Below are 16,121 nucleotides of genomic sequence, written 5' to 3'. Positions count from 1 at the left end.
CCACTCCTTCTTGATATCCCTGCTAATCATTTATTATTGTTAACCTTTGTTAGCGTTCATTTCGCCTGTTTCATACATTATACATGCCAGTGCAGTCATCGCTGCTGTCTCGGTACGTAAAATACGTCTTCCCAATCCGGTAACGATAGCGCCACTTGCTTCTGCCGCTTCTACTTCTTGCTCGCTAAATCCACCTTCAGGGCCTACTACAATCATCACACGTATCGCTTTGGAAGTTGTCGTATCTTTGGTGATCAGCAATGATTCAGCAAAAGGTTGAACCACATCCCGAAGCTGATGCCCGTTTTCTTTTTCATAACAAAAACAGATCAAATCATACTCTGCAAACTGCTTCAATAATTGCTTCCACGATACAGGCGAATCAACCTGCGGGACACGACTACGATGACTTTGTTCTGCGGCTTCTTTCGCTATTTTGCTCCAACGCTGAATCCGTTTGACTTCTTTACGTTCATCATATTGCACAACAGTACGCTCAGATAAAAATGGCAGAAAAGAAGATGCACCGATTTCAGTACATTTCTGAATAACACTTTCCATTTTATCGGCTTTGGGTAGACTTTGAGCCACTGTTACAAATACGCTTGGTTCTCCATGTTGTTCTAATTGTTCTACGATCGACGCAGTCACTACGCCTTCGGCAAGTTCTGTAATTTCAACCAATACATCTAAAGATTGACCGTTACAAGCAATCACTTGATCGCCTATACGGGATCGCATCACCCGACTAATATGACGCGCATCTTCACCAGTAATATGCACTTCTTGCTCGTCAAACTGGTCTGCGGGTACAAAATATCGCTGCATATTTCATCCACTTTCTATCTGCATTTGATAACGTGCTAACTCAAGTTAATATCATACAACTTTTAAAGGGACAGGGCTAGGTGTAATGTATCATTCACCTGCTTCTGTCCCTTACATGGATTGATTTACTCATTATTTACAATTTCAATCGTGGCTTCATTTTTAATCTTTACTTCATTTATCCACCGAAAATAACGCCGGCAAACGTGTAAAAGCTAGATGCCAGATCCTGTGCTAATGTGTATAGTGGCGAAATCGTAACCGCACGTAATGGCGGTAAAAATAAAACAAGTAAAAAGATTAACATTGCCCATTGTTCCATACGTTGTAATTTTGCACTCGCACGTCTTGGCAACCAATCACTTAATATACGGTAACCATCTAATGGAGGCAAAGGAATTAAGTTAAATATAAATAAGAAACAGTTCATCAAAGCCATATACTGAACAAACATAAAGATTGCTTCATCAATACGAGTGTTAGCAAAAGAACCCACAATTCCAAAATAATTAAGTCCATAATAAATAACGACTGTAATTAAAGCTAGTAGCAAGTTACTAACCGGGCCTGCGGCAGATACGATAATCCCCATCAGACGTGGATTTTTAAAATTCTCACGAGTTACAGGTACAGGCTTCGCCCATCCAAAACCAGCAATCAATAATAAGATAATCCCTAGCAAATCAATATGCACCGCAGGATTAAGACTAACACGTCCTAACAAGCGAGCCGTTGGGTCTCCGAACTTATTGGCAAAGTAAGCATGTGAAAATTCATGTACTGTAAACCCAATCACCAATGCTAATACGTAAAAAGGTAGTACATCCAGTCGTACAAATAATAAGTTATTCAAAAAATCCATTACTTACCTCTTTCTCGCAACAAAGGCAATCCAATCTTCATCCCGATGTGCGCCTTCGATAATAAATCCGGCAGCTTCTAGAGCTTCACGAACAACATCTTCTTTATTTTTATAAATGCCTGATGCGATATATACACCGTCCGGTGTTAATGCTTCGTATACATCTTCAATAAATAGCAAAATGATTTCTGCTAAAATATTAGCCACTACCACTTGCACAGGTAAAGTTACATTCAGCTTGGTTGTTGCATCCGCTTTGAGCACAGATAACAGATCACTTTCAAATACAGTGATCTCTTGTTCTAATCCGTTCAAATGAGTATTTTCTTTAGCACTGGATACAGCTACCGGATCAAGGTCAAGAGCAAGCACGCTTTTAGCTCCTAATTTAATCGCTCCAATCGCCAAAATACCTGATCCTGTTCCTACATCGATTACTTCTTCTCCGCCTTTAATAACGGTCTCCAAAGTACGTAGGCAAAGTGATGTGGTAGGATGTGTCCCTGTACCAAACGCCATTCCTGGATCTAATTCAATAATCTGTTCGATTTCGCTCTCAGGTGTGTAATCTTCCCATGTTGGCTTAATCGTTAGACGCTCGGAGAGACGAATCGGTTTGAAATATTGTTTCCATGCATTCGCCCAATCTTCTTCGTCAACCGTTTTAAAAGACATTTCTGCTGTACCAACTTCAATATCAAATTCATGAAGTTGTGCTATACGTGCCCGCACTTCTTCCATCAGAATATTCATATCCGTTTCTTCTGCAAAATAACCTTGTACTACCGCTAATCCTTCAGGAATATCATTAAGCGGAAGTTCATACCATTGTCCGTATGAAGTATCGCGTGGCTTGTTCAATGTACCAGATTCCTCGATTGCTACACCGCCAGCTCCAGCTTCATGCAGAAAGTTAGAAATCATTTCTACAGCTTGCTCTGTTGTATGTATAGTTAACTCATGCCATAACATTATTATTTTCCCCCTAATAGTAAAACATACGTACGATTTATTGTACTACATCTATACGCCCAAATTCAAAATTCTCTTTCACACCTCATAAAGAGCGGAATGAAAAGCCCGGCTCATAAAGAACCGGGCTTTCTATTCAAAGATTCTATGATTTAATCACCACGGAAAGCACGTTTTACACGATCAAAAAAAGATTGCTCATTTTCATGAGTATGCTCACCGTTTAATGCTCCAAATTGACGAAGCAAATCTTTTTGTTCTTCACTCAGATTGCTTGGAGTTACAACAACCACTTTGATATGTTGATCCCCTTGACCTACGCCACGTAGACGAGGAACACCTTTTCCTTTAAGACGGAAATACGTTCCTGTTTGTGTACCAGCAGGTACTTTAATTTTCACTTTTTCATTCAATGTCGGAACTTCAATCTCATCACCCAAAGCTGCTTGAGCAAATGTGATCGGAATCTCACAATAGATATCATCATCTTCACGCTCGAAGAAATCATGCGGTTTAACGCGGAATACGATATACAGATCACCTGGAGGGCCTCCACGTGAACCACCTTCGCCTTCACCGTTAACTCGCATTTGTGCGCCATCATCTACACCAGCCGGGATACGAACATTAATTTTGCGTTGTTTTTGTACGCGACCTGTACCGCCACAAGTACCGCATTTTTCTTCAATAATCGTACCTGATCCTCCACAGTTAGAACAACTGCGACGGTTAACCATACGACCGAATGGTGTATTTTGTACCACTTCTTCTTGACCGCTACCATGACAAACCGAACATGTTTTAGGTTGAGTACCTTTTTTAGCACCTGTTCCATTACATGTATCACAATTTTCAGTACGATTAATCGTAATATCAGTTTCTTTACCGAATACCGCTTCTTTAAATTCAATCGTCATTGTATATTGAAGGTCATTTCCGCGTTGTGGAGCATTCGGATCACGCTGTCTGCCTCCACCACCAAAGAACATATCGAAGATATCGCCAAATCCTCCGCCACCTCCTGAGAATCCGCCTCCGCCCATACCTTGGTTCGGATCGATATGACCAAATTGATCATATTGAGAACGTTTAGAAGAATCGCTCAATACATCATATGCTTCTTTAACTTCTTTAAATTTCGTTTCTGCATCTGCTTCTTTGTTTACGTCTGGATGATATTTACGGGCTAGTCCACGATATGCTTTTTTAATTTCATCATCGGAAGCACTTTTGCCTACACCCAGTACTTCATAATAATCGCGCTTATCTGCCATCGTTCCACCTCGACTCCTTGTAATATAGATATCTTATTTCGCCTAAATCTTGATAGACTTTATATCTGTCGCACATTAGCCACACAATATCCAAGTGTATCCTTATAAACAAACGAAAGTCAAAGCACGGGATGCCCCGGCTTTGACCTTCCCACTTCATAAATGTTATTTATGTGGTGCTAATTATTTATCTTTTTTCTCGTCTTCGTCAACCACTTCATACTCAGCGTCAACAACATTATCTTTTTGAGTTGTTGTGCCTTCAGCACCTTCTGCTGCTTGACCTTCTTGTGCAGCTTGCTCATACAATTTAACAGCAAGAGCTTGAGCCACTTCACTTAGCGCTTCTGTAGCAGATTTGATTGCTTCTACATCGTTGCCTTCCAAAGCAGTTTTCAATGTTTCTTTCGCTGCATTTGCTTTTTCTACTTCTGCTGCATCAGCTTTTTCGCCAAGATCTTTGATTGTTTTTTCAACAGAGTAGATCAATTGGTCACCGCTATTTTTAACTTCAACCAATTCTTTACGTTGACGGTCTTCGTCAGCATGAAGTTCAGCGTCTTTCATCATACGTTCAACTTCTTCATCGCTCAAACCGCTAGAAGATGTGATCGTAATTTTTTGGCTCTTACCTGTACCTTTATCTGTAGCAGATACGTTAACAATACCGTTCGCATCGATATCGAAAGTAACTTCGATTTGTGGTACGCCACGAGGAGCAACAGGAATATCACCCAACATGAAACGACCTAATGTTTTGTTACCTGCTGCCATTTCGCGTTCACCTTGAAGTACATGGATTTCTACGCTTGTTTGGTTATCAGCATATGTGGAATATACTTGTGATTTACTTGTAGGGATCGTTGTATTACGCTCGATCATTTTAGTAAATACGCCACCTGCTGTCTCAATACCAAGAGACAATGGAGTTACGTCAAGCAAGACAACGTCTTTCACGTCACCAGTCAAGACACCTGCTTGTACAGCAGCACCCAATGCTACAACTTCATCCGGGTTAACGCCTTTATGAGGGTCTTTACCTGTTAATTTTTTGATTGCTTCTTGTACAGCAGGGATACGTGTAGATCCACCAACCAATACAATTTTGTCGATTTCGCTAGCGCTTAGACCGGAGTCTTTGATCGCTTGACGAGTAGGTCCAAGTGTACGCTCAACCAATGGAGCAGCCAATTCTTCGAATTTAGCACGAGTTAAGTTTACTTCTAAATGCTGAGGTACGCCATCAACAACAGTGATAAACGGAAGAGAAATTGTTGTTGTTAATACACCAGACAATTCTTTTTTCGCTTTTTCAGCCGCATCTTTCAAACGTTGTACTGCTGCTTTATCTTTACTCAAGTCCAAGCCTTGATCTTTTTTGAATTCACTTACCAAATAGTCGATAACCACTTGGTCAAAGTCATCACCACCAAGGTGATTGTCACCACTGGTTGCTTTTACTTCAAAGAATCCGTCGCCTAGTTCAAGGATCGATACGTCAAACGTACCGCCACCAAGGTCATAAACAAGGATTGTTTGATCTTCTGATTTTTCCAAACCGTAAGCTAAAGCTGCTGCTGTAGGCTCGTTGACAATACGTAGTACTTCAAGACCTGCGATTTTACCAGCATCTTTTGTAGCTTGACGTTGGCTATCGTTGAAGTAAGCAGGAACAGTGATAACTGCTTGAGTTACTGTTTGACCCAAGTAAGCTTCTGCATCTGATTTTAATTTTTGCAAAATCATAGCTGAAATTTCTTGCGGGCTGTAGCTCTTATCATCGATAGATTCTTTGTGATCTGTACCCATATGACGTTTGATTGAGCTAATTGTACGGTCAGGGTTAGTGATCGATTGACGTTTTGCTGTTTCACCAACAATACGCTCACCGTCTTTTTTGAAACCTACAACAGAAGGAGTTGTACGTGCACCCTCTGGATTTGGGATAACGACAGCTTCGCCGCCTTCCATTACTGCTACACATGAATTTGTTGTACCTAAGTCAATACCAATTACTTTACTCATCGTAAAACTTCCTCCTAGCATCTATTTAATATATTTTTTAAATTTTAGTAATCATCTATTGATAAGAATGATATCGAAAAGCAAAAGCTTGTATTAGCTGCTGACTTTAACCATTGCCGGGCGAAGTACTTTATCTTTCAGTACATAACCTTTTTGCAATTCTTCAACAACGATACCTTCTTCATGCTCATCAGACTCGACTTGCATCACAGCCTGGTGAAGTTCAGGGTTGAATGGTTGCCCTACAGCGTCCATTTGTGTCAAACCTGCTCCTTTAAGCACTTCGTCTAATTGACGGAAGATCATATCAATACCTTTGTTAAATGATTCTAACTCAGGGCTTTCCGGCTTAGTCGCCATAGCGCGTCCAAAGTTATCAACAACCGGAATCAACTCGGTAATCAATTGCTCGGAAGCATATTTCGCCAAGTTTTCTTTCTCTTTTTGTGTACGACGACGGAAATTATCAAAATCCGCTTGAGCACGTAGAACACGTTGTGTCTGCTCTTCTAGTTGTGCCAGTACACGTTCCAATTCAGCTTTGGATACCATTTCATCAGATCCAGTATCGGCTGTTGTAGAACCTTCTGTTGCTTCAGAAGCAGGTACTTCGCTTTCTACAGCTTCAGTTTCTGTATGATTAACCGGGATTTCTTGCTCCGATTGATTATTTTCTTGAAAGGATTGCTCTTTATTCAAGATTGTTCACCTCCTTAAAATACGTTAATAGCAGATTGTTATATTTATATTGAAATAGTATCTACTAACGATACCAATGATTCAAAATTTTAGTCATATCACGAGACAGTACATTAAGAATACCGATTACTTTCGCATATTCCATTCGTGTAGGTCCCAGTATACCAATTGTTCCTAACGATTCGCCATTCACTTCATAGGTAGCTGTGATTAGACTACAATTTTCAAATGCCTCATGTCTATTCTCTGTACCTATACGTACTTGAATACCATTTGGTGCCGAAGCTTCGGTAATTATTTTGGATAGTGTTGGTGTTTCTTCGAGTAGATCGAGAATACTTTTCACTTTGTCCATATCTTTAAATTCCGGTTGAATCAGCATATTGGTAGCACCGCTCAAAAAAATCTTCTGTTCTTGATCTTGATCAAAAGCAGCATTAAGTGTGCTCATCACTTCTTCATAATGATTCATATGGCGCTGCATCTCTTCGCCAATTTCTGAAAAGATACGCGATTTTAATTTATACAAAGGAACGCCGATCAATTTGCTATTTAGTAAATTGACTACCTGTTCCAATTCAGAAACAGCGACACCTTCTGGAATACGAATTTTACGGTTTTCTACTTGTCCGGTATTCGTCACTATAATCGCCAGAGCCGTCTGGTCATCCAGTGAGATTAACTGAAAATGACGTAATGATGTATTAAACACTTCAGGCCCTAATAGAATCGATGTATAGTTTGTCATATGGGACAAAACCATCGCAGCATGCTGTATAACCTGCTCTGCGGCTGTTAATTTCTCGGTAAAAAATTGTTTCAGTTCTTTTACATCTGAAGCGCCGATCGGTTGAAAAGGAGTCAGATGATCCACATAATAACGATATCCTTTATGAGAAGGAATACGTCCAGCTGAAGTATGCGGCTGTTCTAGAAAACCTAGCTCTTCTAGATCGGCCATTTCATTCCGAATCGTAGCCGGGCTGTATTGCACATCGCCACGTTTGGATATACTGCGGGACCCGACAGGCTCTGCCGAACGAATATAATCATCCACAATCGCATTTAGAATCATCTTTTGACGCTCGGTTAACATGTAGTTCCCTCCTTCTAATCATATCCAGTTTGATTTTGAATTTGATATAACATTTTTGCTTATCGTTAGCACTCAATCAACATGAGTGCTAACGACTAATACAAAAATACCAAACTGACTCGATTATTGTCAAGTTAGTTTGGCTCTTTTTTAATATATATTTGATTATATTGCTCTACTTTTTGATTTATACAGCAATAACTTTCAAAACAGCGATTTCATCGCAGCAATGTTGTTTGGGACAATGCACGCAATCTGTCCATACTTTTTCAGGAAAAATACTCGTATCTACCACTTCAAATCCATTCTTTTTGAAAAAAGAAACTTCATACGTTAAAGCCATTACTTTAGGAAGTTTTCTAGCAGCAGCATGTTCAAGTAATGTGTCGACTAACTTAGAACCTATTCCCTGACCTTTATGACCATCTGAAATACCTAACGAACGAATCTCAACAAGATCTTTGCCCAATTGACAAAGCGATCCGCAACCAACCAATTCGTTATCAATCTCAGCTACTACAAAGTGTTTCAATTGACGTTGCAACGCCTCACGAGAACGTGGAAGCATAATCCCTTGCTCGGCATAACCTGCAATCATTTGATACAGTGGTTCGACATCTTCTAGTACTGCTGCTCTACAAGTAACTACGGCAGGCATTTTGCTTTCCTCCTCATAAGGTGATGCGGATCTATAGAGATGATGTAATCCTTTGATCTAATCCGTATCATTTGTTTTGTATTTTTGTTGTTCATTTTTAATCATTTTATATTAAAAAATCACTGTTTATTGAATCAATCATAGGAATTGTAAACTGTCATCATATACTTCAATATTGAATCTTATAAGTGAATACGTATAAATATACATTAAGATGAATGATATTTCAATAGATTTTTAGAAGAAATTTATATTATTGTTATCGGATAATGAGTCTACTTTTGATTATAGTTTTTTTGATTTTCGATACATATTTACTTCTTAATATTCATATTTTATATATCCAGAAGCTGATCTATAGTTATTTTTTGTGCATGATTGGTTTTAATTTGATGACTTTGGTATTATCTGCTTGATGATATACAATATATTAATTACCATTTAACCAAATCGACATTGATTATTCATGTGATTGCATAATTTCTGTTTTATTTTTCCATCCATTATCAATATTTGTGTAAAATATAAACAAAAAACCTGAAGAATAACTCTTCAGGTTTTGATTATATCGTTATATTATTGAGCTGTTTCTGCTTCGTGCACCAGACTGCCTACAAACTCTCCAAAAACATCGTTACCAAACAGCAACCCTTTTTCGCTTAATTTATAACCTTCTGCTGTAGGTTCTATCAATGCTAGACGTAACAATTTTTCGATTTGTGGGCGGAAAATATCATCCAACTGTGCTCCATTAAATTGACGAACAAAACGTTCTTTGGAGACGCCTTGTAACAACCGCAGACCGACCATCATAAAGTCTTCCATCGCTTCTTCACGATCTACTTCAAAATGTTCTAATCGCGGCAAACCTTTGGCAGCAGCTTCGTTATAAGGATTCACGCCTTTGATATTCATATGACGTTTACCTCCTACATACCCATGCGCTCCTGCTCCAAGACCATAATAATCTTCATTATGCCAGTAGGTGGTATTATGACGACTGCTATAGCCCGGTTTGGCAAAGTTACTGATCTCATACTGTTCATAGCCTGCTTTTTTCATGCGTTCCATGAGTAGAAGATACATATTCAATTCATCATCTTCATCCGGTAAAGGAAGTTGATTTTTTTGGAACATCGTATGGAATAATGTATTCTCTTCCACTTTCAAACTATAGATCGAATAATGAGGCAGATCCAATTCTAGCGCACGATCTATACTATATGACAGCATTTCAAGTGTCTGATTCGGCAAGCCGAACATCAAATCGATCGATAGATTGTTTAGCCCCACTTTACGTGCATTTTCCAGACTGCGATACACATCATCAATATTATGGATACGTCCGATGCCGGTTAATAGCTCATTTTGAAATGCTTGTACACCGAAGCTCACTCGATTCACTCCGCCAGCTTTCATAATTGCCATTTTTTCTATATCAGTTGTGCCTGGATTGGCTTCCATCGTAAATTCGATATTTTCTGACCAGTTAGGAAAATGCTTACGAATACTTTGTAAAAAGTATTCCATTTCATCGTTTTTGAGAACCGTTGGTGTACCTCCACCAACAAAAATCGTATCAATTACTCCTGGTGGAGTCTGTTGTACTGTATATTCCATCTCACGTTCCAACGCCCGTAAATAATCCATTACTGGCTGATCTTTGAGAACATAAGAATTAAAGTCGCAGTAAAAGCACTTATTCGTGCAAAAAGGAATGTGCATATAGATCGCACGGGGCGCGTCGCTTTGTACATTGCTATTCATGACTCTTTTTCCTCCCCGTTTGTGGATAGTTGGTATTGCTACGCACTTATAGTGCAAAGCGCTTATAGTGCCAAGTGCTAGGACAAAAGGGAAAGCCTTGCGGCTCTCCCCGAATGATCCTAATATTGCGGTTATCTTGGTAAAACATGAGAAGTAAGATATTTTGCTTCGCAAAAATCACTTTTGATTGCACTAGAAGAAGTCGCGCTTATGGTGCCAAGCGCTTTAATCGTCGATTTTCAGTACTGCCATAAATGCTTCTTGAGGCACTTCGACATTACCGACTTGTTTCATCCGTTTTTTACCTTCTTTTTGCTTGTCTAGCAATTTACGTTTACGCGAAATGTCACCGCCATAACATTTAGCCAATACGTTTTTACGCATCGCTTTAACAGTTTCGCGGGCAACAACTTTGGTTCCAACCGATGCTTGGATCGGAATCTCAAACATTTGGCGAGGAATCAATTCACGTAACTTTTCACAAATGATCCGTCCGCGATGATACGCGCGTTCGCGGTGAACGATAAAGGATAATGCATCGACTTGTTCGCCGTTCAGCAAAATATCCATTTTCGCCAGATTCGATTTGCGGTATCCAGACACTTCGTAATCAAATGAAGCATACCCTTTAGTACTGGATTTCAATTGGTCAAAAAAGTCATATACGATCTCAGACAATGGGACTTGATACGTAATCGTTACACGAGTGGTATCTAAATATTCCATGTTGATAAATTCGCCACGCTTATTCTGACACAATTCCATAACCGTCCCTACATAATCGTTAGGTACGATAATCGAAGCTTTGACATAAGGCTCTTCTACATATTCGATCTTGCCCACTTCTGGATAGTTTGAAGGGTTATCGATGGTCATGATATCGCCGTTCGTCAATGTAACTTTGTAAATAACACTTGGAGCAGTTGTAATCAACGGAATATTGAACTCACGCTCAATACGCTCTTGAATAACATCCATATGAAGCAGTCCTAAAAATCCGCAACGGAATCCAAAGCCAAGTGCACTTGAAGATTCAGGCTCAAAGCTGAGCGAAGCATCATTCAATTGCAATTTCTCTAAAGCTTCACGTAGATCGATATAATCGGAAGATTCAATAGGATACAGTCCGCAATACACCATTGGATTGATTTTGCGATAACCTGGTAAAGGTTCTGGTGTTGGATTTTTGGCATCAGTGACAGTATCACCGACACTGGTATCGCCAACGGTTTTGATCCCCGCTACGATAAATCCTACATCCCCTACATTCAATTCATCGACAATCGCCATACGTGGCATAAATGCGCCTACTTCAATAACTTCAAATTCTTTACCTGTTGCCATCATTTTAATTTTGGAACCGGATTTGATTTTGCCATCGATAACACGAATATAGACAATAACGCCTTTATACGGATCATAATGAGAATCAAAAATCAATGCTTTGAGCGGCTTGTTCGGATCTCCTGTAGGTGCAGGTACTTTTTGTACAACCTGCTCCAAGATTTCCTTAATACCGATTCCTGCTTTGGCAGAAGCCAGTACAGCATCACTTGCATCCAGTCCAATCACATCTTCGACTTCTTGCTTCACCCGTTCAGGATCAGCACTTGGAAGATCGATTTTGTTGATCACTGGCAAAATTTCTAAATTGTTATCTAACGCCAAGTAAACGTTAGCTAACGTCTGAGCTTCGATACCTTGCGCCGCATCAACGACAAGCAAAGCGCCTTCACAAGCTGCCAGACTACGAGATACTTCATACGTAAAATCGACGTGTCCCGGTGTATCAATCAGATTCAGCAGATATTCCACACCATCATCTGCTTTGTACACAAGACGAACCGCTTGTAATTTGATCGTGATTCCACGTTCACGTTCCAAGTCCATTTGATCGAGTACTTGTGCTTGCATCTCACGCGAAGTGAGCGCGCCTGTATATTCCAAAATACGGTCAGCCAAAGTGGATTTACCGTGGTCTATATGCGCAATGATTGAAAAATTACGAATTTTTTGTTGTCTTACTGACATATCAGTCATGCCTTACCCCCAACACAAGCCTGAAATATACTGCTGATTATTGAAAAAAATCAACAATCCCATTAATCCGTTTATTATAGCAGTTGAGCGATTTTACAGCAATCCCACATCTCAAATATCATTGACTATAGTCAATAACGGTATTGCATTTGGCTAATGTACATGATAGAATATTTAAAGTTGTGAAGAATACGTATATGCTCTACAGGAGGTGAATGTAATTGCCTAACATTAAATCCGCGGTGAAACGTGTAAAAACTAGCGAAAAACGTCGTGCATTGAACGCTTCTCAGAAGTCTGCTCTTCGTACAACAGTTAAAGCTGCTGATACTGCACTTGTGAATACTGATGTAGAAGCTGCAAAAGCTGCTGTAATCGCTGCTTCCAAGAAGCTTGATAAAGCTGCTACTAAAGGTCTTGTCCACAAAAATGCGGCTGCTCGCAAAAAATCACGTTTGGCTAAAAAACTAAACGCGATTTCTAGCCAAGGCTAAATTTCGTGCAACAGATGATTGAATGTATTCATCATCTGCATATGATAAACTCCTGCATCGGCCATTCCGATCAGGGGTTTATTTTGTTGCTTTGCTATTATAATTTTAGGGTTACCCGCAGACGATATCGATTGTGGGTAACCCTTTTTTATTTTTTCTTGGATATATTTTTGATAGATGATCTAACTTTAGATACTTTACGCGCCCAAACGTAGCAAAAACATTTCCAATCCCAGTACTTTATCGATAGCCCCTGTTTTCATCTGATAATCGAGTCTACCTAAATGCGCTAAAATCGAACGTAATTTCTGACTATCGAATTTGCGAGCTTGTTCACCGGCTAGCTTGACTACATACGGATGCAGACTTAATTGAGAAGCCATCTGCTGTTGCGAATAGTTCTGACCTGCTAATTCTTTGACCTGCAACATAATTCGGAATTGACGAGCAATCAGAGCAGCAATTTTGATCGGCTCTTCACGTTGTTTTAGTAAATCATAGAAAATAGTCAAAGCTTGTTCTAAGCGAACAGCAGCAATCTGCTCTACTAAGGCGAATACATTTTGCTCTGTACTACGTGCTACCAGATGATGGACATCTTCTACAGTGATTGTACCGCCTTTGCCTGCGTGTAGACACAGCTTATCCATCTCTGCCGCTAAAATACCCAACCCCGTCCCTGCCGACTGTACAAGCGCCTCTGCGGCGGTGATAGAACATTCACATTCTAGTTTTTTAGCATGACGGATCAACCATTGTAACAATTCGTCTGCACCCATCGGTTGAAACGGTAATAGACACGCGGATGAAGATTTGAGTGCTTTGACTATTTTTTTACGTTCATCTAACTTCTCACCCTGTACCCAGAAAATAATAATACTGTAGTCAGCAGGATGTTCCATATAGCGTAGTAATGAATCGATACGATGTTCGATTTTGGTATCTTTGCCTGCAGTGAGCACAGACGAATCTTTTACAATCATTAATTTACGTGGCACCATAAAAGGAATCTCTTCCGCTTCTTCGATGACTGTTTCTAGCGGTGTCTCCGCAAGATCATACTGAGCCAAAGCAAAATCTTTATGTTCAGGTTCAATCAGTTGAGCGGTCGCAAAATCAATAAATTCACGAATACGATATTTTTCATTGCCATAGCACACATAAATAGCTGCTGGCTGATTATTTTTAATATCTTTACTTGCTGTTTTTAAGTCCATACTCCGTCCCTCCAGTTCGTCCTTTTTATTTTAACGGAAAAAGGAGCATACGACAAAGAACTTTCCAAAATACTCGGAAAGTTCTTTATTTGCACTGATGATCATGTACATCGATATTACTGAAGCCCGGCTGTAGAAAGTTTATACCATTTGGTTTTGCCTTCTTTAGCTACTTGATAATTAAACGCTTTGCCGTCTTTGGTCCATTGACCGTTTAACCAAGTACCGTCAATCGTAGCTGTAGCAACGACTGTACGACCATTGATATTATTTTTGGATAAGCTATCTAATCGCAACGTATTAGAGGTCGTCAATACCACTGCAAATTGCGAAGTTGGAGATATCCATTCTTGTTCTTGCTGTATCGTATTCGTACTAAATGAACGCACTTTGCTATCATCTTTGACTTTAGGATCAGCATCTGGTGCCAGACTATACGTTTTAGGTGCAACATCATTATTGGATGTTTCAGGCGTAGTGCTAGAAGCATTGTCTTTTGATGCTGAACTATCTTTGGATGAACTATCATCTGTACTTGCTTTTGGTGCTACTGTAGATGATGATTCATCGTTATTGGTTGTATTAGGTGTTGTACTATCGGTTGTCGATTTGGAATTGGTGGAAGAACTGTTATCTGCTGTTCCTTCACTTGTTCCTGTTGCAGAAGATGATTCGCTTGTGCCACTACTATCTGTATCAGGCGCAATTTGTTGCTGTTTCATCGACTGATCGTCATTGTTGCTTGTACTACTTGTGTCAGTGCCAGAACTCGGCGGACTTGATTCTGTTCCAGGTTGGGAACCTGCTGGCGGATTGCCTCCCTTGTTGCCTGAAGAAGGAGTGCTTTCCTGGCTAGTGCCTGTACCTGTCTCAGGAGTCGATTGATCCGGCGTTGTTGGTTGTTGATTGAGTCCACTGTCAGGTGCTACTTTTGGTGATTGTTCAGACTGTGGTTGTGTGTTAGCTTCAGGTGAAGTCGTTGATTCAGGCGTAGTTGTTGCAGGTGCTTGTAAGGTAGCATCTTGTTCAGCATTTGACTTTGCCGCGCCTGTTTCTTGATCCTTAGCTTGTTGCTCCATGCTTATCGTAGATGGTGCTGGTCCTGCATCTGAAAGTGTTTTGGGTTCGTATGTTGCAATCGACACTCCAAGAATAACACCAGCAGCAACCAGTCCACCAATTGTGCGTACAGGCAAGCGATCTCGCCATGAACTGCGTTGTCTACGACGTTCTGTAAATTCATCTTGTTTCTCATGTTGCGGTTCCATAATGCCAATATCAGAAGCAATCTCAGCACGACGTTCGGCATCGATATCATCTAAAGTAGGCAATATAGAATCGACTAGACTAAACTTAGGCTTAACATCAGGTAATTTCTCAAGCTGTAAAGATAAAGCGCTCATTATTCGAAATGTATCCGCATCATCAGGATTATTATCGATATGGCGGAACAGGATATCAGCATCTTCCTCGCTTAGATCACCGTCCAAATAGCGGTTCATCCATTCTTCCGCTACTTCACGTTTCATCCAGTCACTCCTCCTTTCTCATAATCTGCAAGCAGACTCTGTAATTGTTGACGGGCACGAAACAAATACGATTTCACAGTATTCAATGGCAAATCAAGACAATCTGCTATTTCGTTATAGGATAAATCTTGAATATAACGGAGTACAATAACGGTTCGGTGATGCTCCGGTAATTGATTGATCGCTTCACGTACATCTTCAGATGTATAAGCACGCATAACATCGTGTTCTACATTATCGCGACCTTCAAAAACCATCTCATGCTCATCAATCGAGACAGTCGGCTTGCTACGTCTAAATTTATCAATACATACATTTGTTACGATTCGTTGTACCCATGTTTTGAATTGTGCTTTTTCTTCATAGGAACCAATTTTGGTATAAATACGGATCAAAGCTTCCTGAGCCGCGTCTAGAGCATCTTGTTCATTGTTTAAAATGTAATATGCCGTTTTGTAGACATGATGTTCTATCTCTCTTAATAGGGTGATTAGAGCATCCCGGTCTCCCGCTTGGGCGGCCTTGATGAGTCCCTGCTCCACCACGGAGGATCCCCCTCTCCTTACAACTATTCAGACGCAATCTATTGCCTAATAGTTGCAGTTATTTTCAAATTAATTTTAATATTTTGATTCATTTGAATAATGAGTGGTCTACGCG

General features: G+C 40.0%; 14 protein-coding genes. 1 reads left to right on the top strand and 13 read right to left on the bottom strand.

Annotation, left to right across the window (positions count from 1 at the left end; genetic code table 11):
• Nucleotides 1–39: 39 nt before the first annotated feature.
• From ACFSGI_RS05755 to lepA, 10 genes are all read right to left on the bottom strand, one after another.
• Nucleotides 40–828: a 16S rRNA (uracil(1498)-N(3))-methyltransferase gene (locus ACFSGI_RS05755; protein ID WP_204823224.1), complete on the bottom strand. Its 789-nt coding sequence runs from the start codon at nt 826–828 to the stop codon at nt 40–42.
• A 178-nt stretch (nt 829–1,006) separates the two neighbouring features.
• Nucleotides 1,007–1,690: a site-2 protease family protein gene (locus ACFSGI_RS05750; protein WP_204823223.1), complete on the bottom strand. Its 684-nt coding sequence runs from the start codon at nt 1,688–1,690 to the stop codon at nt 1,007–1,009.
• A 3-nt stretch (nt 1,691–1,693) separates the two neighbouring features.
• On the bottom strand, nt 1,694–2,662 hold the full coding sequence (gene prmA / locus ACFSGI_RS05745) for a 50S ribosomal protein L11 methyltransferase (RefSeq protein WP_204823222.1): 969 nt from the start codon (nt 2,660–2,662) through the stop codon (nt 1,694–1,696).
• Nucleotides 2,663–2,814: 152 nt separating this feature from the next.
• Nucleotides 2,815–3,936, bottom strand: a complete 1,122-nt coding sequence (gene dnaJ / locus ACFSGI_RS05740) for a molecular chaperone DnaJ (protein WP_204823221.1) — start codon at nt 3,934–3,936, stop codon at nt 2,815–2,817.
• A gap of 183 nt (nt 3,937–4,119) precedes the next feature.
• Nucleotides 4,120–5,961 (bottom strand): molecular chaperone DnaK, encoded by a 1,842-nt coding sequence (dnaK, locus tag ACFSGI_RS05735; RefSeq protein ID WP_204823220.1) that lies wholly within the window; start codon nt 5,959–5,961, stop codon nt 4,120–4,122.
• Between the two features lie 93 nt (nt 5,962–6,054).
• A complete protein-coding gene (gene grpE / locus ACFSGI_RS05730) occupies nt 6,055–6,660 on the bottom strand; it encodes a nucleotide exchange factor GrpE (RefSeq protein ID WP_204823219.1) in 606 nt (201 codons plus the stop codon).
• A gap of 64 nt (nt 6,661–6,724) precedes the next feature.
• The gene (hrcA, locus tag ACFSGI_RS05725; RefSeq protein ID WP_204823218.1) at nt 6,725–7,756 is read right to left on the bottom strand and encodes a heat-inducible transcriptional repressor HrcA; all 1,032 of its coding nucleotides are present in this window, start codon (nt 7,754–7,756) and stop codon (nt 6,725–6,727) included.
• Between the two features lie 187 nt (nt 7,757–7,943).
• Entirely contained in the window at nt 7,944–8,414 is a 471-nt protein-coding gene (locus tag ACFSGI_RS05720) for an N-acetyltransferase (protein WP_204823217.1), read from the bottom strand.
• A 576-nt stretch (nt 8,415–8,990) separates the two neighbouring features.
• Nucleotides 8,991–10,181 (bottom strand): radical SAM family heme chaperone HemW, encoded by a 1,191-nt coding sequence (hemW, locus tag ACFSGI_RS05715; protein ID WP_204823216.1) that lies wholly within the window; start codon nt 10,179–10,181, stop codon nt 8,991–8,993.
• A gap of 225 nt (nt 10,182–10,406) precedes the next feature.
• Nucleotides 10,407–12,221, bottom strand: coding sequence for a translation elongation factor 4 (gene lepA, locus ACFSGI_RS05710; RefSeq protein ID WP_204823215.1), 1,815 nt, complete (start codon nt 12,219–12,221; stop codon nt 10,407–10,409).
• A gap of 221 nt (nt 12,222–12,442) precedes the next feature.
• On the opposite strand from lepA, the gene rpsT reads away from it, so the two are divergent.
• Nucleotides 12,443–12,715: a 30S ribosomal protein S20 gene (gene rpsT / locus ACFSGI_RS05705; protein WP_204823214.1), complete on the top strand. Its 273-nt coding sequence runs from the start codon at nt 12,443–12,445 to the stop codon at nt 12,713–12,715.
• A gap of 197 nt (nt 12,716–12,912) precedes the next feature.
• Here the strand turns inward: rpsT and holA are convergent, their stop codons facing one another.
• The 3 genes from holA to ACFSGI_RS05690 all read right to left on the bottom strand — a co-directional run bounded on the left by holA (nt 12,913) and on the right by ACFSGI_RS05690 (nt 16,006).
• Nucleotides 12,913–13,932, bottom strand: a complete 1,020-nt coding sequence (gene holA / locus ACFSGI_RS05700) for a DNA polymerase III subunit delta (RefSeq protein WP_204823213.1) — start codon at nt 13,930–13,932, stop codon at nt 12,913–12,915.
• A gap of 116 nt (nt 13,933–14,048) precedes the next feature.
• Nucleotides 14,049–15,461, bottom strand: coding sequence for a hypothetical protein (locus tag ACFSGI_RS05695; protein ID WP_204823212.1), 1,413 nt, complete (start codon nt 15,459–15,461; stop codon nt 14,049–14,051).
• Nucleotides 15,458–16,006, bottom strand: coding sequence for an RNA polymerase sigma factor (locus ACFSGI_RS05690; protein ID WP_204823211.1), 549 nt, complete (start codon nt 16,004–16,006; stop codon nt 15,458–15,460). Before ACFSGI_RS05690 ends, ACFSGI_RS05695 begins: the two co-directional genes overlap by 4 nt.
• Nucleotides 16,007–16,121 lie beyond the last annotated feature (115 nt).

Origin of the sequence: Paenibacillus nicotianae, assembly GCF_042681745.1 — a bacterium.
Taxonomy (GTDB): domain Bacteria; phylum Bacillota; class Bacilli; order Paenibacillales; family Paenibacillaceae; genus Saccharibacillus; species Saccharibacillus nicotianae.
Note: the sequence above shows the minus strand (reverse complement) of the source record. Positions and strands in the feature narration are given on the sequence as shown.